19 protein-coding genes and 1 pseudogene are annotated in these 21,399 nt (G+C 71.0%); 11 read left to right on the top strand and 9 right to left on the bottom strand.

The features are described from left to right. Positions 1–79 precede the first annotated feature (79 nt). Positions 80–262: pseudogene (locus tag ACTUAL_RS10420) on the top strand (DUF4328 domain-containing protein); the annotation flags it as partial. 91 nt (positions 263–353) lie between these two features. On the opposite strand, the gene lhgO reads toward ACTUAL_RS10420, so the two are convergent. Further along, the gene (lhgO, locus tag ACTUAL_RS10425) at positions 354–1,532 is read right to left on the bottom strand and encodes an L-2-hydroxyglutarate oxidase (protein WP_096497535.1); all 1,179 of its coding nucleotides are present in this window, start codon (positions 1,530–1,532) and stop codon (positions 354–356) included. A 10-nt stretch (positions 1,533–1,542) separates the two neighbouring features. Then, the gene (locus tag ACTUAL_RS10430) at positions 1,543–2,433 is read right to left on the bottom strand and encodes an LLM class flavin-dependent oxidoreductase (protein ID WP_177154577.1); all 891 of its coding nucleotides are present in this window, start codon (positions 2,431–2,433) and stop codon (positions 1,543–1,545) included. A gap of 48 nt (positions 2,434–2,481) precedes the next feature. On the opposite strand from ACTUAL_RS10430, the gene ACTUAL_RS10435 reads away from it, so the two are divergent. The 8 genes from ACTUAL_RS10435 (at position 2,482) to glf (ending at position 12,183) form a co-directional block, all read left to right on the top strand. Continuing rightward, positions 2,482–3,303, top strand: a complete 822-nt coding sequence (locus tag ACTUAL_RS10435; RefSeq protein ID WP_096491019.1) for an HAD family hydrolase — start codon at positions 2,482–2,484, stop codon at positions 3,301–3,303. Positions 3,304–3,545: 242 nt separating this feature from the next. Continuing rightward, entirely contained in the window at positions 3,546–5,336 is a 1,791-nt protein-coding gene (locus ACTUAL_RS10440) for a hypothetical protein (protein WP_218181796.1), read from the top strand. A 9-nt stretch (positions 5,337–5,345) separates the two neighbouring features. Beyond that, complete coding sequence (locus ACTUAL_RS10445) at positions 5,346–6,398, top strand: glycosyltransferase family 2 protein (protein ID WP_440900119.1); 1,053 nt, start codon at positions 5,346–5,348, stop codon at positions 6,396–6,398. Between the two features lie 2 nt (positions 6,399–6,400). After that, positions 6,401–6,910, top strand: coding sequence for a GtrA family protein (locus ACTUAL_RS10450; RefSeq protein ID WP_440900120.1), 510 nt, complete (start codon positions 6,401–6,403; stop codon positions 6,908–6,910). A gap of 26 nt (positions 6,911–6,936) precedes the next feature. Beyond that, the gene (locus ACTUAL_RS10455; protein ID WP_096491022.1) at positions 6,937–8,235 is read left to right on the top strand and encodes an acyltransferase family protein; all 1,299 of its coding nucleotides are present in this window, start codon (positions 6,937–6,939) and stop codon (positions 8,233–8,235) included. 101 nt (positions 8,236–8,336) lie between these two features. Further along, positions 8,337–9,968 carry a glycosyltransferase gene (locus tag ACTUAL_RS10460; protein ID WP_096491023.1) on the top strand — a complete coding sequence of 544 codons (1,632 nt, stop codon included), beginning with the start codon at positions 8,337–8,339 and terminating at the stop codon, positions 9,966–9,968. Continuing rightward, positions 9,956–10,864 (top strand): glycosyltransferase, encoded by a 909-nt coding sequence (locus ACTUAL_RS10465; protein WP_218181797.1) that lies wholly within the window; start codon positions 9,956–9,958, stop codon positions 10,862–10,864. Before ACTUAL_RS10460 ends, ACTUAL_RS10465 begins: the two co-directional genes overlap by 13 nt. A gap of 134 nt (positions 10,865–10,998) precedes the next feature. Further along, positions 10,999–12,183, top strand: a complete 1,185-nt coding sequence (glf, locus tag ACTUAL_RS10470; protein ID WP_440900121.1) for a UDP-galactopyranose mutase — start codon at positions 10,999–11,001, stop codon at positions 12,181–12,183. Positions 12,184–12,251: 68 nt separating this feature from the next. On the opposite strand, the gene ACTUAL_RS10475 is transcribed toward glf, so the two are convergent. The 6 genes from ACTUAL_RS10475 to ACTUAL_RS10500 all read right to left on the bottom strand — a co-directional run bounded on the left by ACTUAL_RS10475 (position 12,252) and on the right by ACTUAL_RS10500 (position 17,868). Beyond that, complete coding sequence (locus ACTUAL_RS10475; protein WP_440900122.1) at positions 12,252–13,061, bottom strand: SdrD B-like domain-containing protein; 810 nt, start codon at positions 13,059–13,061, stop codon at positions 12,252–12,254. Between the two features lie 31 nt (positions 13,062–13,092). Beyond that, complete coding sequence (locus tag ACTUAL_RS10480; protein ID WP_096491027.1) at positions 13,093–13,890, bottom strand: SdrD B-like domain-containing protein; 798 nt, start codon at positions 13,888–13,890, stop codon at positions 13,093–13,095. Between the two features lie 516 nt (positions 13,891–14,406). Then, the gene (glfT1, locus tag ACTUAL_RS10485) at positions 14,407–15,303 is read right to left on the bottom strand and encodes a galactofuranosyltransferase GlfT1 (protein WP_012782766.1); all 897 of its coding nucleotides are present in this window, start codon (positions 15,301–15,303) and stop codon (positions 14,407–14,409) included. A gap of 3 nt (positions 15,304–15,306) precedes the next feature. Beyond that, complete coding sequence (gene wzt, locus ACTUAL_RS10490) at positions 15,307–16,122, bottom strand: galactan export ABC transporter ATP-binding subunit Wzt/RfbE (protein WP_012782767.1); 816 nt, start codon at positions 16,120–16,122, stop codon at positions 15,307–15,309. Between the two features lie 16 nt (positions 16,123–16,138). Beyond that, the gene (gene wzm / locus ACTUAL_RS10495) at positions 16,139–17,050 is read right to left on the bottom strand and encodes a galactan export ABC transporter permease subunit Wzm/RfbD (protein ID WP_096491028.1); all 912 of its coding nucleotides are present in this window, start codon (positions 17,048–17,050) and stop codon (positions 16,139–16,141) included. Positions 17,051–17,319: 269 nt separating this feature from the next. After that, a complete protein-coding gene (locus ACTUAL_RS10500; RefSeq protein WP_096491029.1) occupies positions 17,320–17,868 on the bottom strand; it encodes a bacterial proteasome activator family protein in 549 nt (182 codons plus the stop codon). Positions 17,869–17,982: 114 nt separating this feature from the next. Here ACTUAL_RS10500 and ACTUAL_RS10505 point away from each other — a divergent pair, with 114 nt between their 5' ends. Next, positions 17,983–19,182: a cysteine desulfurase-like protein gene (locus tag ACTUAL_RS10505; RefSeq protein WP_096491030.1), complete on the top strand. Its 1,200-nt coding sequence runs from the start codon at positions 17,983–17,985 to the stop codon at positions 19,180–19,182. A gap of 121 nt (positions 19,183–19,303) precedes the next feature. After that, positions 19,304–19,945 (top strand): class I SAM-dependent methyltransferase, encoded by a 642-nt coding sequence (locus ACTUAL_RS10510; protein WP_218181798.1) that lies wholly within the window; start codon positions 19,304–19,306, stop codon positions 19,943–19,945. 18 nt (positions 19,946–19,963) lie between these two features. On the opposite strand, the gene ACTUAL_RS10515 is transcribed toward ACTUAL_RS10510, so the two are convergent. After that, the coding region (locus ACTUAL_RS10515; RefSeq protein ID WP_440900123.1) for a hypothetical protein at positions 19,964–21,399 on the bottom strand (1,436 nt) is incomplete at its 5' end.

Here is a 21,399-nt window from a genome sequence, read left to right on the forward strand (position 1 = left end):
GGTGCTCCAGGTCCTGGCCACCCCGATCGCGCTCCTGCTCGGCACCCTGGCCTACAGCCTGCTGACCACCCCGCTGCTGATGCTCACGGCGGGCCTGCTCCCCGCCTGGTGCTACCGGGCCAGGCTCGCCACGCACGACGCACCGCACCGCTTCGGCCCCGGCCTGGCGGCGGGCGGCTGGTTCATCCCGGTCGCGAACCTGGTCATCCCGGTCGTGGTGGTGGTCGACCTGGTGCGGGCGCGCACCAAGGCGCCCGTCCACGCGGTGGTGGCCGTCGCGTGGTGGATGTCCTGGCCAGGCTTCGGCGCCACGGCCTTCTGCGCCACCGGGGTGCCGATGTCGTTCACCCCGGTCAGCGCACCAGCCCCGCCACGTGCGCCCCGATCTCCAACGACCCGGTGGCCGCCGGTGACGGCGCGTTCAGCACGTGCACCTGCCCCGGCGCCTCCTGCACCAGGAAGTCGTCCACCAGCGACCCGTCCCGCCGCATCGCCTGCGCCCGCACCCCGGCCTCCGCCCGCACCAGGTCGGCCTCGCCCACGGCGGGCACCAGCCGGGCCAGGCTCTGCGCGAACCGCCGCTTCGACAGGCTCCGCAGCACCTCCGCGAGCCCCGTCGGGTAGGCGTACCTCCTGGCCAGCCGCCACGTGCCGGGGAACCGCAGCACCTCCGCCACGTCCCCCACCGACACGTCGCCCCACCGGTAGCCCTCCCGGCTCAGCGCCAGCACCGCGTTGGGCCCCGCGTGCACGCTCCCGTCGAGCATCCGGGTCAGGTGCACGCCCAGGAACGGCAGCGTCGGGTCCGGCACCGGGTAGATCAGCCCGCGCACCAGGGAGCGCCGCTCCGGCCGCAGCTCGTAGTACTCGCCCCGGAACGGCACGATCCGCGCCTCCGGCTCCAGCCCGGCCATCCGCGCCACCCGGTCGCTGTGCAGCCCGGCGCAGTTGACCAGCGCGTCCCCGCGCACCACCCCGCTCGGCGTCGCCACCTCGACCCGGCCCGCGCGGGTGCGGATCGCCAGCGCGGGCGAGTTGGTCCGCAGGTCTGCGCCCGCCGCGGTCAGCTCCCGCACCATCGCCGCGCACACGGCGGGGAAGTCGATGATCCCGGTGCTCTCCACCCGCAGCGCGGCCACGCACGACACTTCGGGTTCGTGCTCGCGCGCTTCGGCCACCGACACCACCCGCGCGGGCACGCCGTTGCGCGAGGCCCGCTCGGCGAGCGCCCGCAGCCGCGGCACCTCCTCCTCGGAGGTCGCCACCACGAGCTTGCCGCACACCTCCACGGGCACGCCGTGCTCCCGCGCGTAGGCCACGATCGAGGCGTTGCCCGCCACCGACATCCTGGCCTTCAGCGACCCCGGCTTGTAGTACAGCCCGGCGTGCACGACGTTGCTGTTGTGCCCCGTCTGGTGGGCCGCCCAGCGGCCCTCCTTCTCCAGCACCACGACCTCGTCCCCGCGCCGGGACAGCTCCCGCGCGGTGGCCAGGCCCACGATCCCGCCGCCGATGACCACGATTCGCCGCACGCCGGCCACGCTAGCCGCTGACCAGCTCCGGGAGCACCTCGGACGCGACCCGCTCCAGCACCGCCTCGCTGCCCGCGTACACGCCCTCCTCGCGCGGCCAGTGCGCCAGCAGGTCGGTGAACCCCAGCTCCTGGGCCCGGCCCGCGACGTCCCGGAAGTGCTCGGCGCTGGAGAGCGAGTAGGCGGGGGAGGAGTCGGCGTTCAGATACCAGTCGATCGTGTGCTTCCGCCTGCCGATGGCGTCCAGCGCGCGGGTGAACCGGGCCGCGTACCGCTCGACGCCCGCCCACCACTCCTCGGCCGTCTCGACCGAGCCCGTCGGGGGCCCCGTCGTCACCCAGCCGGTGCCGTACCGGGCGGCCACCGCCATCGCCCTCGGCCCGTTCGCCGCCACCACGAACGGCAGGCGCGGGCGCTGCACGCACCCCGGCGCGCTGCGCGCCTCCCGCACCTCGTAGTGCGCGCCCTCGAACGTCGTCCGCTCCCGCGTCAGCAGCCGGTCCAGCACGTCCACGAACTCGGCGAACCGGGCCGTGCGCTCGGCGGGCGGCAGTTCGGTGTCCCCCATGACGGTGGTGTCGTAGCCCACAGCCCCGGCGCCGAGCCCGACCGTGATCCGGCCGTCGGACAGGTCGTCCAGCGCCATCAGCTCCCGCGCGAACGGCACCGGGTGCCGGAAGTTCGGGGAGGCCACCAGCGTGCCCAACCTGATCGTGCTCGTCACCATCGCCGCTGCTGAGAGCGTCGGAACCGCCCCGAACCACGGCCCGTCCACCAGTGTTCGCCAGCCCAGGTGGTCGTACGTCCAGGCGTGGTGGAACCCGTACTCCTCCGCGACCCGCCACTTCGGCTCGGCGACCCACCAGCGCTGCTCGGGGAGGATGACGATTCCAGTGCGCACGACCGCGACCGTAGCCGACCCCGGCACCCGAACGTGCACCATGTAGTCGTGCAGAAACCCTCCCTGGTCGGCTCGGACGTAGACGGCACCCTCCTCGGCACCGACGGGCGGCTCAGCGCCCGGACCGTCGCCGCCATCGGCCGGGTCCTGGAATCGGGCACGCCCTTCGTGCTGGCCACCGGGCGCCCGCCCCGCTGGATCCCCGAGGTCGCCGACGCGGCCGGGCTCACCGGTCACGCGGTGTGCTCCAACGGCGCCGTCCTCTACGACATCGGCGCCGACCGCGTCGTCGGCCACCACGGCCTCGACCCGGTGCTGCTCCAGGACGTCGCCAAGGTGCTGGACGCGGCGCTGCCCGGCTGCGCGCTGGCCGTCGAGCGGGTCGGCGACTCGGCCAGGGGCGCCGACCACTTCCGCGACTTCCTCGCCGAGACCAGCTACCAGCACCCGTGGGTCGAGGGCGGTCAGCCCATCCTCGGCCACAGCAGGGGCGAGGTGCTCGGCCACCCGGCGGTGAAGCTGCTGGTCAGGCACACCGGCATGACCAGCGCCGAGATGGCCGCCGCCGCGGGCCCGCTGCTCGGCGACCAGGTCGCGCTCACCTACTCCACCAACTCCGGCCTGCTGGAGCTGGCCGCGCCGGGCGTCTCCAAGGCCACCGGCCTCGCCGAGGTCGCCGAGCTGCTCGGCGCGCCGCGCGGGGAGATCACCGTGTTCGGCGACATGCCGAACGACGTGCCGATGCTGACCTGGGCCGGTCACGGGGTGGCGATGGCCAACGCCCACCCCGACGCGCTCGCCGCCGCCGACGAGGTCACCGCGGCCAACACCGAGGACGGGGTCGCGCAGGTTCTCGAACGCTGGTTCTGACGCCAATCAGGGGGGCGGAACCGGTAACACGTGGTGCTCACTACAATTCGCCCGAAACGCCACCCTGGCAGGTGTGCTGCGTACACCCGGTGTTACCGGGTGCTCTAGGAGAGTCTGTGTCTACCTCGTCTGAGATCGACAGCACCGCGCTCGGGGACGAGCCGGAGAGCACAACCGCGCGAGCGAGTCGCTGGGGGCGGCTCCGCGAACTGGCGACTTCCTGGGAAGCGCCGTCACGCGCCGTGCTTTCCTTCAGCGCGCTGCTGACCCTCGTTTTCTGGAACTTGCCCGCGTTCACCCCCAATCAGCCGAAGGGGGATTACGACTACGGGCTGCTCATCTACCTGGCAAGGCAGACGGGCCTGAGCTTCGGCACCGAGATCTCCACCACCTACGGGCCGCTGTACTTCCTGGCGATCCCGAACGTGCTGCACCGGGGCGAGGTGCTGGTCGGCTACCTGCTGTGGTTCGGATTCGCCACCGCCGCGACTGCGGCCGTCCACCAGGCGCTCGCCCGCACGGTCGGGCGGAACCTGGCCTGGCTGGCCGTGGGCGTGATGGCGCTCAGCTCCAGCTTCGTGCCGCTGACCGTGGTCATCACCAGCACGTTCGCGTTCGTGGTGGTCCTCTCGCTGTTCTTCGTGCGCGAGGAGCTGCCCCGCTGGGCGGACCGGGCCTACCCGATCGCGATGGGCCTGCTGGTCGCCGCGATGCTGCTGACCAAGTTCTCCGTCGGCCTCATGTGCGGCCCGGTGATCCTGGGCGCCGTGCTCGCCCGCGAGGGCGCCGTGCTGCGCAGGTTCCTGGAGTACGCGATCAGCGGCATCGCAGGCCTGATCGGGTTCTGGCTGCTCGCGGGCCAGCCGCCGCTGGAGGTCGTGGACTACGTCGTGCGGGCCCTGTCCGTCGGCAGCGGCCACGCCCAGTCCATGGGCCTGGAGATCCCCGGCAACGTCTGGGAGTACGTGCTCGCGGCGCCGATGGTCGTGGTCCTGGTCGTGGCGCTGGTCACCACCGACGCGGGCAAGCGGCGCTGGCTGTTCTACCTCGGCACCGCGCTCGGCACGTTCCTGCTGCTCAAGCAGGGCTTCGTGCGGCACGACTCGCACTCGGCCCAGTTCTTCTCGGTCGCCGCGGGCTTCTCCCTGGTCGTCGCGCTGCTGCGGCGCAGCTCCGTGCTCGCCTCCACGGCGGTCGTCGCGCTGCTCGCGCAGGCGTTCAGCTTCGGCGGCGGCCTCAGCTCGTCGATCGACCCGTCCCGCTCGCTGAAGATGTTCGGCGAGGGCATGTCCGTGGTCGCCTCCGGCGGTCAGCGCGACCGGATCGTCGCGGACGCCCGCGCCGACCTGCTGAACCGGATGCAGCTGCCCGAGCGGTACGTCGAGCGCATCGGCGACGCGAAGATGCGCACCGCGCCGTTCGACTTCGCCATGGGCTGGACCTATGGCATGACCGTGGACATCCTGCCGACGCTGCTGGACTACGGCGCGTACACCGAGCTGCTCGACGAGATGAACGAGGAGTGGGTGGTCGACGACGCCCGCGCCCCCGAGTTCATCGTCCGCGAGGACACCCGGATCACCCTGGACAACCGCTTCCCGCTGTGGGACTCGCCGCGCGTGAACCTGGCGCAGGCCTGCCGCTACGAGCTGGTCGACAGCGACGTCCGCTGGCAGCTGCTCCAGCGGATCGAGAACCGCTGCGGCGAGGAGAAGCCGCTGGGCGAGGTCACCGCGGGCGCGCACGAGAGCATCCCGGTCCCCACCTCGGACGAGGGCCTGGTCATCGCCCGCTTCCACCCGGAGCAGTCAATCCTGGACAAGCTCAAGTCGACCGCGTTCCGCTCCGGTGAATACTGGATCACGCTCGACGGGGAACCGCACCGGCTCCCGCTTTCCCACGCCGAGGCGCCCATTCTCATCTCCGCGCCCGGTGACGACTCGCTCGTGCTGGGCGGTCGGGAACTGGACACCAAGAACATCACTGCCAACATTCCGGGACGCGTTGTGTTCTCGGTAGTCACGACCAAGTAGGGGATCGCAATGGTGGGTGCTCCGGCCTCGCGGCGGAAGATCACTTACATCTTCCCGATCTACAACGAGCAGGACAACATCGACCTGCTCCACCAGACGATCGACGAGGTCACGACCCCGCTCCGGGATCGCTACGACCTCGAGTTCGTCTACGTCAACGACGGGAGCCGGGACGCCTCGCTGGACAAGCTCCTCGCCCTGCGCGAGCGCGACGAGCGCGCCACGGTGATCAGCCTGTCCCGCAACTTCGGCCACCAGCTCGCGGTCACCGCGGGCCTGGACGCCGCGGCCGACGCCGACGCGGTGATCATCATGGACGCGGACATGCAGGACCCGCCGCGGGTCAGCCTGGAGCTCATCGAGCGCTGGGAGCAGGGCGTGGACGTGGTGTACGCGCAGCGGCGGTCCCGCCAGGACGGCCTGTTCAAGCGCCTCACCGCGAACGTCTTCTACCGCACGCTGGAGAAGCTCGCGTCCATCGACATCCCGCGCAACACCGGCGACTTCCGGCTGCTCGACCGCAAGGTCGTCGCCGAGCTGGCCAAGTACCGGGAGCAGCACCGCTTCCTGCGCGGCCTGGTCAGCTACATCGGCTTCCGCCAGGAGGCCGTGCAGTTCGACCGGGACGCCAGGCACGCGGGCGAGACCGGCTACCCGCTGCGCAAGATGCTGAAGTTCGCCGCGGACGGGATGCTCGGCTTCTCCACCACGCCGCTGAAGCTGATCAGCCGCATCGGCTACCTGCTGTCCGTGGTGGCGTTCACCGGCGTGCTGTACGTGCTGGGCGTCAAGCTGCTCGACCCGAGCAGCGCGGTCCCCGGCTGGGCGTTCATGACGATCGCCCTGTTCCTGATCGGCGGCATCCAGCTGATCATGCTGGGCGTGCTGGGCAGCTACATCGGCCGGACCTACGTCGAGGTCCAGCGCAGGCCGCTCTACGCGGTCGCGATCGTCGCGCGCTCCGCGGGCCGGGCCCCCGAGGGCGGTGGCGCCGAGGTCGCGGCCAAGGGCGCCCCCGAGGACGGGAGCCCCGCCACCGAGTACGAGCTCCAGGGCACCTGACCGTGGCCGTGGACGACCAGGCGGGGAGCGACCCCGCCGAGCAGGCGCTCGCGCCGGAACCGGTGATCTCGCCGGTCCCGGCGCCGGTCCCGGCGCCCGCTCCCTCGGGCGGGCTGGGCCAGCTCATCCGGTTCGGCCTGGTCGGTGGCGTGAACACGCTCATCGACCTGGTGCTGTACATGGTGCTGACCGGCGTCGGCCTGCCCTTCCTGGTCGCGAACTTCGTGTCCACCTCGGCGGGCATGGGCTTCAGCTTCGTGGCCAACAAGTACTTCACCTTCGGCGGCGGGGGCGGCGGCGCGGCCAAGCAGGGCGCGCTGTTCTTCGCCTTCACCGCCTTCGGCCTGTGGGTCATCCACCCGGTGGTGATCTTCGGGGTCGAGGCGCTCATGGCGGTCCTCGACCAGCCGCTGACCGGACTGGCGGCCTGGCTGCCGAAGCTCGCCGCGATCTGCGCGGGCCTGGTGTGGAACTACACGGCGTACAGCCGCGTGGTGTTCCGCCGACGATGAACCGAGACAGGGGACGGGAAACGGGGATGCAGAAGGCCGACACTCAGGTCACCGAGCAGGTCGCGGGGCAGCCGGAGCCGCCCGCCGTGAACGGCTCGCCCAGCGCCGCCTCGCCCAGCGCCGCCTCGCGCGTCCCGCACATCAACCAGCTCACCGGCATCAGGGCGCTCGCCGCCCTGTGGGTGCTGCTGTTCCACTTCAGGCCGGAGCTGATCGAGGCGTTCGGCTTCCTCTACCCGCTCATCCCGCTGATGAACGTCGGGTACCTGGGCGTCGACCTGTTCTTCGTCCTCTCCGGCTTCATCCTCACCTACACCCACCTCGACCGCATGATCGTCGGGTGGGGACCGCGCAAGATGATCGCGTTCCTGTGGCTGCGGCTCTCGCGCATCTGGCCGGTCATGTTCACCATGCTGATCGTCTGGGGCTGCTACCTGGCCTGGCTGGCGACCACCACGAACGACGGCGGCTACCACTACGCGCTCCAGCCCGGCCGCTTCCTGGCGCACGTGTTCCTCGTGCAGGCCTGGGGAACGGCCCACCACGACTGGAACCCCATCGACTGGTCGCTCAGCGCCGAGTGGATGGCCTACATCGCGTTCTGCTTCCTCGTGGTGCTGCTGGCCAAGTTCCGCACCCTGCTGTCCAGCAAGGCCCTGATCGGCCTCGCGCTGCTGGCGGTCCTGCCGATCGTGCTCGTCGGCATCGGCTTCCAGGACGGCAGCGACCTGATGTGGGACGGCGACAAGGTCGTCGAGGGCATCGTCCCGCTGCGCGTGCTCACCGAGTTCGTCGGCGGCGCGATCGTCGCGGTGCTCGTGCTGCGGCACGGCCTGACCACCAAGCTGGCCTGGTTCCTGCGGCCGACCGTCGTCCTGCCGCTGATCCTGGTCGTCATCTACGCGATCTGCCTGTACGACCCGGCGGTGCGCGTGCGCTTCGCCGCCGACTGGCGCATCAACGGCCACCTCATGTGGGGGGCCACCGAGACCGTGGTGGTCGTCCCGCTGTTCCTGCTCCTGGTCGGCTCGCTCGCGGTCAGCGGGCGCGACGTCACCTCCCGCTTCCTCAGCACCAAGGTCATGGTCTGGGGCGGCAAGGTCTCGTTCGCGCTCTACCTCGTGCACTGGCTGCTGCTCGACCTGATGCGCAGGCTGCTCACCTCGTGGGGCTACGTGGACGACCCGAGCAGCTGGGGCTACCGGCTGCTGCTGATCGCCGCGCTCGTCCTCTCCGTCGTGGGCGGGTGGCTGCTGCACCGCTATGTCGAAGAACCGTGCCAGCGCTCCATGCGGAAGATGCTGCCGCGTTCGATCAAGGTCTGATCCGAGCGAGCCCACAGGGGTTCGGTAAGCTCGACAACTGCCTCACACGCCGCCCCGACGGCGCTACTCGACAACAACCGAGAGATGTGACGGAAGGGCCCGTGAACCAGCTTCCAGGAATTGTCGAACTTCTCGACGAAAGCGGCGTCGGCCTGACCGGTGGTGGAGGACTGCTCGACGAGCGGGAACGCCGCATCCTCATCGGCGCGATCAATTTCCACGCGCTCACCAGGCCCGGTCAGACGTTCCGGATCACCGTTCTTCGCGGTCCCAGGGGCTCGATGCCCTCGTTGACCGACGAGAAGACCCGTCAGATCGAGTGGGAGGACGACCGCGAGGTCGTCGGCTCGCTCGTCGTGCGCAGCACCGTGCAGACCACGACCGGCAAGGGCGCCACCGAGGGTCTGCTCGACCTCGCCGTCGACCTGGGCGGCGAGCCCGAGATCGCCTCGGCGTACCACCAGCTGCCCGGCGTCCTCGGCAAGGTCCGCCGCTCGGTGCGCTTCTTCGCACCGGTGCAGTTCGACGTGCTGCGCCAGTACCGCACCGACGTGACCGAGAAGCGCTACCGCCAGCGCGACGTGCCGAAGAAGGCGCCGGTCCGCATCACCAGGGGCACCACGGCCACCACCGCGGGCACCACCCCGGCGATCCTGTTCGGCATCCACTGGCTGGAGCTGGGCGGCGCCGAGCGGTTCGCGCTGGAGACGGTCCAGCTGGCCAAGGACGCGGGGTTCACCCCCATCGTGGTCACCGACCGGCCGTCCACCCACCCGTGGATCACCCGGCCGGAGCTGGACGGCGCCATCGTCGTCCCGCTGACCCACCCGGTCGCCGCCGCCGAGGAGTCCGCGTTCCTCAACGGCGTGCTCTCCGCGTACGACGTGCGCGGCGTGCACCTGCACCACAGCACCTGGCTGGCCCAGCGCCTGCCGTGGCTGAAGTCGATCCGCCCCGACCTCCCGGTGGTGGACTCGCTGCACATCCTGGAGTGGCGCACCGGCGGCTTCGTCGACATCTCGGTGCGGATGACCAACGTCATCGACCAGCACCACGTCATCTCCCCGATGCTGCGCGACTACCTCATCGGCAAGCAGGGCGTGAACCCGGACAAGGTGAAGCTGGCGACGCTGGCCAACCTGACCACCAAGGGGATCGAGGAGAACGCCCGGACCGAGAAGCCCGCGGGCGCCCCGTTCACGGTGGCGTTCGTCGGCCGGTTCACCCAGCAGAAGCGCCCGTACCTGTTCCTGCAGCTCGCGGCGAGCCTGAAGGAAGCGGTCGACAGCCCCGTCAAGTTCATCGTCCACGGCGACGGCGAGCTGGCGTCGGAGGTCACCGGGCTCATCGCCCGGCTCAACCTCTCCGACGTGCTGGAGCTGCGCGGCCCGGACAAGCCGGTCGCCAAGACCCTGGCCGACGCGGACGTGCTGGTGATCTCCTCCGACAACGAGGGCCTGACCCTCACGTCGTTCGAGGCGACCGCCGCAGGCGTCCCGGTGGTGTCGACCGAGGTCGGCTCGCAGGCGTCCCTCATCGCCGAGGACCTGCTGCTGCCGCGCCACCCGTACCCCTTCATCTCCACCGCGACCAAGCGCATCCGCACCATGATCAACTCGCCGGAGCAGCGCAAGATCTGGCTGGACGAGCAGGCAGGCAAGGCCGCCGCGTTCGCCAAGCTGCCCGACGCCCGGACCTGGGTCCGCGACACCTACGAAGGATGGCTCAAGTGAGCACCGTTGCCGCCGTTGTCGTCACGTACAACCGCAAGGCCAAGCTCCCCAAGGTGCTCGACCACGTGCTGGCCCAGACCCGCAAGGCCGACTGGCTCGTGATCGTCGACAACGCGTCCACCGACGGCACCGACGAGGTCCTCAAGCAGTACGAGGGCGTCGAGAACGTCGAGATCATCAGGCTCACCGAGAACACCGGTGGCGCGGGCGGCTTCGCCACCGGCATGAACCGGGGCTACGAGCTGGGCGCGGACTTCGTCTGGATCATGGACGACGACTGCTACGCCAACAGCGACGCGCTGGAGGAGCTCCTGGGCGGCCTGGCCAAGGCCGAGGCCGAGCTGGACATGCAGCTCCCGTTCGCCTGCTCGCTGGTCAAGTGGGTCGACGGCTCCATCTGCGAGATGAACAACCCCGTCACCACCTGGGACTGGGGCCGCCTCATCTCCAAGGGCCAGGAGAACGTGCTGGTCAAGCACTGCTCCTTCGTCTCGGTGATGTTCCCGCGCTGGGCCCTCACCAAGCACGGCCTCCCGCTGCGCGAGTACTTCATCTGGTTCGACGACCAGGAGTACACGCTGCGCGTCAACAAGTCCGGCCCCGGCGTGCAGGTGCTCAGCAGCGTCGTCGTCCACGACCTCGGCGTGAACCGCGGCGTGAACTTCAGCGACGTGAACGCCTCCAACATGTGGAAGTTCGAGTACGGCGCCCGCAACGAGGCCTCGTACCGCCTGCACCACGAGAACCCGGTCGCGTTCGCCAAGTTCGTCGGCCGCGTGCACCAGGGCCTCAAGCAGGGCCGCGTGCCCATGGGTCTGCGCGTCAAGCTGTTCAAGAAGATCGTCGAGGGCGTCAAGTTCAACCCGAAGCCGGAAATGCCGCGCTCGGTCCTCTGATCTGCGCTTCTCCCACCGGGCCCGCTCCACGTGGAGCGGGCCCGGTTTTTTCTGCGCCGGGCGGGAAAAAACGGGCGCTCACCGGAATCGGGGTGCTCCCTGTCACAGCGGGTCACTGCCGTACCCTCGCGCTCGTGAGCTTCGCTGGATTTGATCTGATCGTCGTCGGTTCCGGTTTCTACGGCCTCACGGTCGCCGAGCGCGCCGCGTCTCAGCTCGGCAAGCGCGTCCTGGTCCTGGAGCGCCGCGACCACATCGGTGGAAACGCCTACTCCGAGGCCGAGCCCGAGACGGGCATCGAGGTGCACCGCTACGGGGCGCACCTGTTCCACACCTCCAACAAGCGGGTGTGGGACTACGTCAACAAGTTCACCGAGTTCACCGGCTACCAGCACCGCGTGTTCGCCATGCACGACGGCACCGCGTACCAGTTCCCCATGGGCCTGGGCCTGATCACCCAGTTCGTCGGCAAGTACCTGTCGCCGGACGAGGCGCGGGCGTGGGTCGCCGAGCAGGCGTCGGAGATCGACGCCAAGGACGCCACCAACCTGGAGGAGAAGGCGATCTCGCTGATCGGCCGCCCCCTCTACGAGGCGTTCGTCCGCGACTACACCGCCAAGCAGTGGCAGACGGACCCGAAGGAGCTGCCCGCCGCGGTCATCAGCCGCCTGCCGGTGCGCTACAACTTCGACAACCGCTACTTCAACGACACCTACGAGGGCCTGCCGGTCGACGGCTACACCGCCTGGCTGCAGAGGATGGCCGACCACGAGAACATCGAGGTCCGCCTGGGCACGGACTTCTTCGACGTCCGCGCCGACATCCCCGAGGGCACCCCGGTCGTCTACACCGGTCCGGTCGACCGGTACTTCGACTACTCCGAGGGCTGGCTGGGCTGGCGCACGCTGGACTTCGAGATGGAGGTCCTGAACACCGGGGACTTCCAGGGCACGCCCGTCATGAACTACAACGACGCGGACGTCCCCTACACCCGCATCCACGAGTTCCGGCACTTCCACCCGGAGCGCGAGTACCCGGCCGACAAGACGGTCATCGTCCGCGAGTTCTCCCGCTCCGCGGAGAAGGAGGACGAGCCGTACTACCCGATCAACACGGCCGAGGACCGCGCCAAGCTGGAGAAGTACCGCGAGCTGGCGAAGAAGGAGGCCGCCGAGCGCAACGTGCTCTTCGGCGGTCGCCTGGGCACCTACAAGTACCTCGACATGCACATGGCGATCGGCGCGGCGCTGACCGCGTTCGACAACAAGATCGCCCCGCACCTGACCGAGGGCAAGGCGCTCGACGGCTCCCTGGACTGACCGGTCCCGGCTGACGGGAAGGGCCCCGGCGCGTCGCGCACCGGGGCCCTTCCGCGTTCCGGGTCAGCTCACCCGGCGTTGATCGCGGTGGTCAGCGAGTTGTTGGTGTGGTCGGGGTCGAAGGAGTCGTTCCACATCGTGGAGATGGTGAACTCGGCGGCGGTGAGCGGCCGGTCGATCACCACGCGCGCCCCCAGCGTGAACGGGTGGCGACCCGCGCGGCGCCCCTCGGGCTGGCCGGTGACCTCGTTGGGCTTGTCGGTCGCGTAGAACGGCAGGTAGTCGCCCAGCCGCTCCAGCTTGGTGACGCCGTCCGGCAGGCGCAGCACGGCCGAGGTGCCGGAGCAGCCCGCGCCCTCGTGGCCGATGCCGCCGAGCACCTCCACGACGTCGCCGACCGCGTAGACGTCCTTGGCCGGGCTCAGGGTCAGCCCGGTGGGCTGGAAGTCGAAGCTGGGCTTGACCACGCCGCCGTTCGCGTCGGGGACGACCTCGCCCGCCGCCAGGTCGATCGGCGCGGACTTGCCGGTGCAGTGGCCGAACACGGAGTGGCCCCTGATCTCCGGGCCCCAGACGTAGCCGCTCAGCAGCCCGTCGGCCAGGTGCACCCGGTAGCCGCTGCCCGCGGGCGCCGTGATGGTGTAGCTGCCGTCCGCCCCGGTCTGGGTGTAGGTGCTGCTCAGGCCGTCGATGCCGACGTAGGCGCCCTTGAGCCCCGGCTCGCCCGCGTCGCGCTCGCCGTTGGCGTTCAGGTCCTGCCAGATGACGCCGGTGATGGCGCCGGTGCCGGTGCCCTCGGCGGCCGAGGCGGCGGGAGCCCCGCCGAGCGCCGCGGCGGTGGCGGCGATGGCCAGTGCGGTGATGCCTGCCTTGCGCATTGCTGTTCCCCCAGTGCTGTCGGTGCTCAGGTCAGTTGGCGGTGATGGTGGTGGTGGCGGAGTTGTTGGTGTGGTCGGGGTCCTGGGAGTCGTTCCACATCGTGGAGATCCGGAACTCGGCGGCGTCGAGCGGCCGGTCGACCACGACGCGGGCGCCCAGCGTGTAGGCGTGGCCCGCCGCGCGGCGCTCGTTCACCTGGCCGGTGACCTGGTTCGGCTTGTCGGTCGCGTAGAACGGCAGGTAGTCGCCGAGGCGGTCCAGCTTGGTGACGCCCGCGGGCAGGTCAAGGGTGGCGTGCGCCCCGGAGCAGCCCGCGCCGTCGTGCGTGATGCCACCGAGCACCTCGACCACGTCGCCCACGGCGTAGACGTCCTTGGCCGGGCTCAGCGTGAACTCGGTGGGCTGGAAGTCGAAGACCGCGGACACCAGGCCGCCGTCCACCCGTGCGGCCTCCCCGGCCGCGACGCTGATCGGCGCGGTCTCGCCGGTGCAGAGCCCGAACGCCGAACCGCCCTGGGCCTGCGGGCCCCAGACCCTGCCGAAGCCGCTGTTGTCCGCGAGGTGCACCACGTGGCTGCCCGCCGGAGCGGTGATCGAGTAACTGCCGTCCGCGGCCGTGGCGACGTAGCTGCTGTCCAGGCCCTTGATGCCGACGTAGGCGTTCTTGACGCCCGGCTCCCCGGCGTCGCGCAGACCGTTGGCGTTCAGGTCGTGCCAGACGACGCCGGTGATGGTGCCGGTGGCCTCGGCGGCCGAGGCGGCGGGAGCCCCGCCGAGTGCCGCGGCGGTGGCGGCGATGGCCAGTGCGGTGATGCCTGCCTTGCGCATTGGTGTTCCCCCAGTGCTGGCGCCCGTCGTCGGGCGGAAGGTGTTGTACCGAGCGGTTCGCGAAGTGATCAAGGCGTGAAGTGAGCGGAACTCGCTTTTCGTCGTGGCCGGTGGGAGGCCCTCGCGGACCTCCCACCAGGCGCGACGCGGAACCCCGGTACCCCCAGCACCGGACTTCCCCCAGCTTCGGCACACCGCGCCCCCCGTGCGGGGCGCCCCCTCCACCACCCCGCCAGCCCCGGCCGGGCCGCGACGCCTCACGACGCCGCGGCCCGCCGTGCGACGGCCGACCGGACCGAGGACCTCCCCCGAGTCCCCCGAGCGGCGCCGCTCGGCGGGACCCCGGTCTCCGACCGCGTCCCCGGCGCCTCTCCGGTCCATCTCCGCCTCCTGAGCGAGGAGGCGGCTCCTCCGCCTCACAACGAGAACTCTGCCGCGAGGTGCTCCGGAAAAGCTGAAAGCGGCCCTTGAGGAATCCTCAAGGGCCGCTCCAGGCCTGACTTCGCGCTCCGGCGCTCACTTCCGGAAGAAGCGCTCCCGCTGGCCGAGCCTCACCAGCTTCAGCCACTCCACGAACGCCTTGGGGTCCTTGCGGACGCCCAGGAAGTACAGCCCGAACCGGGCCAGTTCCAGCAGGCCCAGCTTGCGCATCCCCGGCTGGGACAGCAGGTAGCCGCGGTTGCGGTAGGTGTAGTACCGCTTGATCTGGTTCTCCGGGTCCTGCGCGTGGAACCGGCCGCCCAGCATCGGCTTGAACTCGTCCGAGCCGTCCGGGTGCAGGTAGGCCACCTTCAGCGAGGTGCCGAACGGCAGCCCGCTGCGCACCAGCCTGCGGTGGATCTCCACCTCGTCGCCCCGGAAGAACAGCCGGTAGTCCGGCACGCCGACCACGTCGAGCGTGGACGCCCGGAACAGGGCGCCGTTGAACAGCGACGCGATCCCCGGCAGGAAGTCGGAGCCCAGCGCGCCGGTGTCCCGCTTCCAGGTCAGGCCCCGGCGCATCGGGAACGCCAGCTTCTCCGGGCGCTCGATGTTCGTGACGACCGGGGAGATCGCCGCCAGGTTCCGGCGACCGGCCTCCTGGAGCAGCACCTCCAGCACGGTCTCGTCGGCGGGCCTGCCGTCGTCGTCGGCCAGCCACACCCAGTCCGCGCCCAGCGAGAGCGCGTGCAGCATCCCCAGCGCGAACCCGCCCGCGCCGCCGAGGTTCCGGTGCGACACCAGGTAGGTGGTGGGGATGGGGCACTCCGCGACCAGGTCGTCCACCGGCTGGTCGGGACCGTTGTCCACGACCACCAGGTGATCGAGCTGCCTCGTCTGCGAGGCGAGCACCTTGAGCGAGTCGGCCAGCAGTTCGCGCCGGTGCCGGGTCACCACGACCCCGACGACGGACCCCTTGGGCAGTGCGCTCACGTCCTACTCGCCACCGTTCGCAGTCGTGACCTTGGACTGACCGAGCCTCTTGAGCGTTTCCTCGCTCATGTTCGCGAACGGGTCGCGGCCCTTGTAGGCCGTCAGGACCTCGCGCAGGTCGCCCTGCTGCTTGACCCGACCCTCGTCCATCCAGATCGCCTTGGTGCACAGCTCGGCGAGCCACTCGTCGGCGTGCGAGGCGAACACCAGCAGGCCCGCGCGGTCCACCAGGTCGTTCAGGCGGTCGCGGGCCTTCTCCAGGAACGCGGCGTCGACCGCGCCGATGCCCTCGTCCAGGAGCAGGATCTCCGGGTTGATCGAGGTGACCACACCCAGCGCCAGGCGCACCCGCATACCGGTCGAGTACGTGCGCAGCGGCATCGACAGGTAGTCGCCGAGCTCGGTGAACGACGCGATGTCGTCGACCCGCTTCTCCATCTCCTTGCGGGACATCCCGAGGAAGAGGCCGCGGATCATGATGTTCTCGTACCCGGAGATCTCCGGGTCCATGCCGACGCCGAGGTCGAACACCGGGGCGACCTTGCCGACGATGCGCGAGCTGCCGCGCGTCGGCTCGTAGATGCCCGCGAGGAGCCGCAGCAGCGTGGACTTGCCCGCGCCGTTGTGGCCGACGAGCCCGACCCGGTCGCCGTGCTTCAGCGAGATGTTGATGTCGTGCAGTGCTTCGATGATCGGGACCCGGCCCTCAGAGCCGATCTTGCCGCCGACCTTGCCCAGTGCGAGCTTCTTCAGCGACCTCGACTTCGCGTCGAAGATCGGGAAGTCGACCGAGGCGTTCCAGACGTCGATGCTGACCATGTGCTTACGGCCTCACTCAGACCCAGTAGGAGACGCGCGCGCGGTAGTTGCGCAGCGCAAGGAGCGCCAGTGCCCAGCCGACCACGGTGAAGGCGCCGACGACGACCCAGTGGTGCCAGTCCTGCGTGTGGCCCAGCATCGGCGCGCGGACGATCTCCAGGAAGTGGTACAGCGGGTTCAGCTCCGCGATCAGCACCCGCCAGTCGCCGTTGTGCTCACCGAACTTCGACAGGATTCCGGTGTGCCAGACGATCGGCGTCATGAAGAACACCAGCTGGATGAAGCTGTGGATCACCGGCGGGATGTCGCGGAAGCGCGTGCTGATGATGCCGAACAGCAGTGCCACCCAGACCGCGTTCACCGCGAGCAGGAAGAAGGCGGGGATGGCGAGCAGCGCCGCCCAGCTGATGCCGGGGTGCAGGTTCGGGTCGCCCTGCATGTGGTACGGCTCGGAGAGCGTGCCGAAGAAGATTCCGGCCACGATCACGTAGACGACCAGGTTGTGCACGAAGAACAGCATCTGCCGCCACACGAGGCGGAGCACGTGCACCGTGATGGGCGCCGGGAGGTGCTTGATCAGCCCCTCGTTGGCGATGAAGACGTCCGTGCCCTCGGTGATGCAGCCGACGATGAAGTTCCAGATCAGGAACCCGGCCGTGATGTAGGGCAGGAACGTCGAGATGTCCTGGCCGAAGAGCTGGGAGTAGAGCAAGCCCATCGCCACGGCCGTGGTCCCCATGGAGATGGTGATCCACAGCGGCCCGATCACCGACCGGCGGTAGCGCTGCTTGATGTCCTGCCAGCCGAGGTGCCCCCACAGCGCCCTGTTTCGCCAGGCGTCGCGCACGTCCGCGAACGCGCGTGCGAACGTGCGGGAGTCAGGTGCGAGGGGTGCCTGGGGGTCGGCGACCGTACTAGTGGGTTGCACGGTGATTGAGAGTACCGGCGACGCTTTCTTGTGTTCCCCGCCGGTCGGTCACGTTGCGATTACTGCCTACCGCAGCCGTGGATGTTCGTCACCCGAACGAACAAGCGCCCAGTGGTTTTAGATGCACGCGTCGTAGTGAAAAAGCCGGATCATCCCCTCTCGTTCCACCAACCATGTCTCACAGTGACCGGCGGCCGGGTGCGGCGCCCGCGCAGGCCCGCCCCCGGGGCCCGCGCCGCGGGCCCTCGGGGACGGGCGCGTGGGACAGCTCACAGGTACTGGCCGGTCCCCTTGAAGTGCCCGCCCTCGGTCGACGCGGCGGAGGAGCCGCTGCCGGGGGGCAGCGCGCGACCGCGCATCTGCTCCAGCTGGGCGCGCGCCGCCATCTGCTGGGCGAACAGCGCCGTCTGGATGCCGTGGAACAGGCCCTCCAACCAGCCGACGAGCTGGGCCTGGGCGATCCGCAGCTCCGCGTCCGACGGCGTGCCCTCCTCGGTGAACGGCAGCGACAGCCGCTCCAGCTCGTCGCGCAGCTCGGGGGCCAGGCCGTCCTCCAGCTCGTGGATGGACCGCTTGTGGATCTCCTTGAGCCTGGCCCGGCTCGCCTCGTCCAGCGGAGCCGCCCTGACCTCCTCCAGCAGCTGCTTGATCATGGTGCCGATCCGCATGACCTTCGCGGGCTGCTCGACCAGCTCGGTCACGTCCTGCGGCGCCCCGTCCTCACCGCCGCCGAGGCGGGCCGCCCCCACCGGGGCGCCGTCCGGGCCCACGACGATGACGTGCTGGTCGGCCTCGGCCTGCTCGCGTGGCTCGTTCATGCCACCATCCTCGCCCGCGCCCCCGCCCGGTGCCGAACCGGCCCCGCGACATCCCGCGCCGATCCGGCCGCCCCTCCTGTCGCCGCCCGCCCCCCGCTACGTACGGTGTGCGGCATGGCGTTCGACGTCGCACGGGTCCGCGGCCTCTTCCCCGCGCTCGGCGACGGCTGGGTCCACCTGGACGCGCCCGCCGGGATGCAGGTGCCCGAGCAGGTGGCCACGGCCGTCTCCACGGCGCTGCGCGCACCGGTCTCCGGGCCGGGCGGCATCTTCCCCGCCTCGCAGCGCGCCGAGGCCATCGTCGACGCGGCCCGCCGCGCCGTCGCCGACCTCGTCGGGGCCGACCCCGCGGGCGTGGTCCTCGGCCCCAGCTCCGCGGTGCTGCTCCAGCGGCTGTCCGACGCCCTGTCCGAGGGCTGGTTCCTCGGCGACGAGGTCGTGGTCTCCCGGCTCGACCACCCCGGCAACATCGCGCCGTGGCAGCGCGCCGCCCAGCGCACCGGCAGCGTCGTGCGGTTCGCCGAGGTCGACATAGAGACCTGCGAGCTGCCCGCGTGGCAGTACGACGAGCTGATCACCGACAAGTGCAAGCTGGTCGCGGTCACCGCCGCCTCCGGCGCGGTCGGCACCCGCCCCGACCTGCCCAGGATCGGGGCCGTCGCGCGCGAGCACGGCGCGCTCGTGGTGGTCGACGCCTCCGCCGCCGCGCCGTTCGTGCCGCTGGACATCACCTCCATGCGCGCCGACGTGGTCGCCGTGTCCGCCAACACCTGGGGCGGCCCGCCGGTCGGCGCCCTGGTCTTCCGCGACCCGTCCCTGCTCGACCTGCTGCCCTCCGTCGCCGTCGAGGCGGGCGCGCGCGGGCCGGAGCGCCTCGAGCTCGGGCCGCACGCCTACCCGCTCCTCGCGGGCCTGGTCGCGTCGGTGGAGTACCTGGCCGGGCTGGACGACGCGGCCATCGGCCCCCGGCGGGAGAAGCTGCTCACCTCGCTGGGCTCGGTCAAGGCCTACCAGGCCGGGCTGCTCGCGAACCTGATCCACGAGCTGCGCTCGCTGCGGCACGTCACGGTCATCGGCGACGCGATGCGCCGGGTGCCCGCGCTGGCCTTCACGGTCGCCGGGGTCAAGTCCGCCGAGGCGGTGGAGCACCTGTCCGAGCGCGGGGTCTGCGCGTTCGCGGACCCCGGCCAGCACGGGGTGTTCTCCGTGCTCGGCGTCGGCGAGGTCGGCGGGGCCGTCCGGGTCGGGCTCGCCCACTACACCAACGCGGCCGAGGTGGACGACCTCGTGCGGGCCGTCGCCGAGCTGGGCTAGCGGGCCGGGCCTGCGGGCGGCTGGGCCCGCGCGCCTGCTCCGGGCAGACTTGGCCGGGCAGATTCATCGGGGTGGCGCTCCCGCGCCCGCCGAGGGCCTCGGACTTGGAGTGGGAACGGGCTTGGACGAAGCGCTGGCGAGAGAACTGGCCGACCTGTCCGCGCTGCACCGCCTGGCGCCCCTGATGTCGGAGTACCTGCCGTCGACAGCGCACGAGCTGAGCCCGTCGGCGCTGGTCGCCCTGCTCGACGAGGTGCTCGTGGGCTCCCGCACGGTGCTGGTCGAGTGCGGCTGCGGGTCCTCGTCGGTGGTGCTGGCGAGGCTGCTGGCCAAGCGCGGCTTCGGGCGCCTGCTGTCGCTGGAGCACGACGAGCGCACCGCCGCCTTCGTCGCCAGCCAGCTGCGCCGGGAGGGCCTGGGGCACGTGGCGCGCGTCGTGCACGCCCCGCTCACCGCGCACCCGGCCGCGGGCCCCGGCGGGCGGTGGTACGCGCCGTCGGCGGTGCGCGACGAGGTGTCGTCGTTCGTGGACAGCCACGGCCTGGTCGACCTGCTCATGGTCGACGGCCCCCTGCTGGGCGACTCGCGCTACCCGGCGCTGCCGGTGTTCCGCGACGTCCTCGCGCCGGGCGCGGCCGTGCTGGTCGACGACGCGCACCGGCCGGGGGAGCGGGCGGTGCTGGAGCGCTGGTCGCGCGAGTACGCGCTGCGCTTCCGCCCGACCGGCAGCACCTCGCTCGCGGCGGCCACGGCCCTGACCTGAGCGCCCTGGCCCTGGCGCTCAGGCCGCGCCCCCGCCGGACCCCGAGGGCCCACCGGACCCGGAGGGCTCGCCGGAACCGGGCGCGCCCGGCTTCGGCGGGCCGCCCCTGCGCCTGCCGACCAGCTCCGCCAGCGCCCGGCGCAGCTGCTCGGCGCCCTGGAGCTTGGCGGCTGCCAGGTACTCCTCCCACTGGCGCGCCAGGTCGTTCAGCGCGTTCTTCCAGTCCGGGCCCAGGTCGTTCAGGTCGACCAGGCGGCTGTTGTCCCTCAGCTCGCCGCCTCCGATCTTCTCCGACTTGTGCCCGTGGAAGCTGCTCTCGGGGTTCGCGGTCTTCTCCGTCGAGCGGGCGTCGTGCACGTAGCCGACCGGGCTGGGGATCTTCTTGCGGGACCACGGCATCTTCGGGGCCGTGGTCTCCATGCCCACCGCCACCACGCCGTCGTGCCACGGGGTCGGCGGCTGGAAGCCGATGAACAGGTGGCCGTGGCCGCCGTCCGGGGTGATGACGTCGTTGTTGAAGTCCCGGTTCCCCCAGCCGCCCGCCGCCAGGTTCAACCCGTGCAGCCTGCTCCACAGCCCGAGGCCGAGCACCGCGTCCACGGTGTTCTTGAGCGAGGCCTCGATCCCGCCCTGCTCCTCGAACGCCCCCCTCGCGCTGATGTGGTGGTGGTGCGTGGCGAACAGGCGGCGCTCCTCCGCCGCCTTCATCTTCAGGAACTCGTTCATGAAGAACGGGCTCTCCAGGCTCAGCTTGGGGACGCGGACGTTCACCCGGCCGCCGTGCGCGAGCGCCCGGCTCACGTCGCCCTCGGTGTAGTCGATGTGCTCGCCCTTCGCCGGGTCGAACACCTTCAACCCCGCCTGGAGCAGGACGAAGACCCGGATCAGCACCTCCCTGGCGCGGGCGACCGCCCTGCCCTGCGCCGCCCGCTCGTGCTCGGGCACCTCGTCGGGAGGGGTGTCCCGCAGCAGCGTCTCGACGAACGCGTTGCTGATCTGGTCGCCCCGCTGCGCGATCTCGGCCTCCGAACCGCCCTGCCGGAGGAACAGCGTCCGGCCGAGCGTGTAGGCCGGGGTGTTGATGTCCGAGGCGGGCGCGCTCGCCCCCCGGTACCGCTCGAAGGCGATCGTCGCCAGCAGCACGCGCCGTCCGGGATCGAGGCCCAGCCAGTCCCGGTAGGAGTGCGCGGCCAGGTAGGCGACGGCCTGCCCGTGGGTCCCGATGCCGACCTGGCCCAACCAGCCGTCCGGGCAGCCCTGGATCAGGTCGAGCTCCCTCGGGGTGAACAGCGGACCGCCGGAGAGCCGGGTGTGCAGCGCCGCGCGGACCGCCGCGACGCGCGCCGGGGAGTCGGGCTCCCCGGCGCCGGGGGCGATCTCGTTCGCCAGCTCGAACTCCGGGGTCGCCCGCTTCTTCCCCTTGGCCTCCGCGCTCGGCCCCGGCCGGTCGTCGC

The organism is Actinosynnema sp. (assembly GCF_052038725.1).

Coding starts and splice junctions, on each gene's coding strand:
- ACTUAL_RS10445 (WP_440900119.1), top strand. CDS start 5,346: ATGGTGGGTGCTCCGGCCTCGCGGCGGAAGATCACTTACATCTTCCCG.
- ACTUAL_RS10455 (WP_096491022.1), top strand. CDS start 6,937: ATGCAGAAGGCCGACACTCAGGTCACCGAGCAGGTCGCGGGGCAGCCG.
- ACTUAL_RS10465 (WP_218181797.1), top strand. CDS start 9,956: ATGGCTCAAGTGAGCACCGTTGCCGCCGTTGTCGTCACGTACAACCGC.
- ACTUAL_RS10475 (WP_440900122.1), bottom strand. CDS start 13,061: ATGCGCAAGGCAGGCATCACCGCACTGGCCATCGCCGCCACCGCCGCG.
- ACTUAL_RS10480 (WP_096491027.1), bottom strand. CDS start 13,890: ATGCGCAAGGCAGGCATCACCGCACTGGCCATCGCCGCCACCGCCGCG.
- wzt (WP_012782767.1), bottom strand. CDS start 16,122: ATGGTCAGCATCGACGTCTGGAACGCCTCGGTCGACTTCCCGATCTTC.
- ACTUAL_RS10500 (WP_096491029.1), bottom strand. CDS start 17,868: ATGAACGAGCCACGCGAGCAGGCCGAGGCCGACCAGCACGTCATCGTC.
- ACTUAL_RS10505 (WP_096491030.1), top strand. CDS start 17,983: ATGGCGTTCGACGTCGCACGGGTCCGCGGCCTCTTCCCCGCGCTCGGC.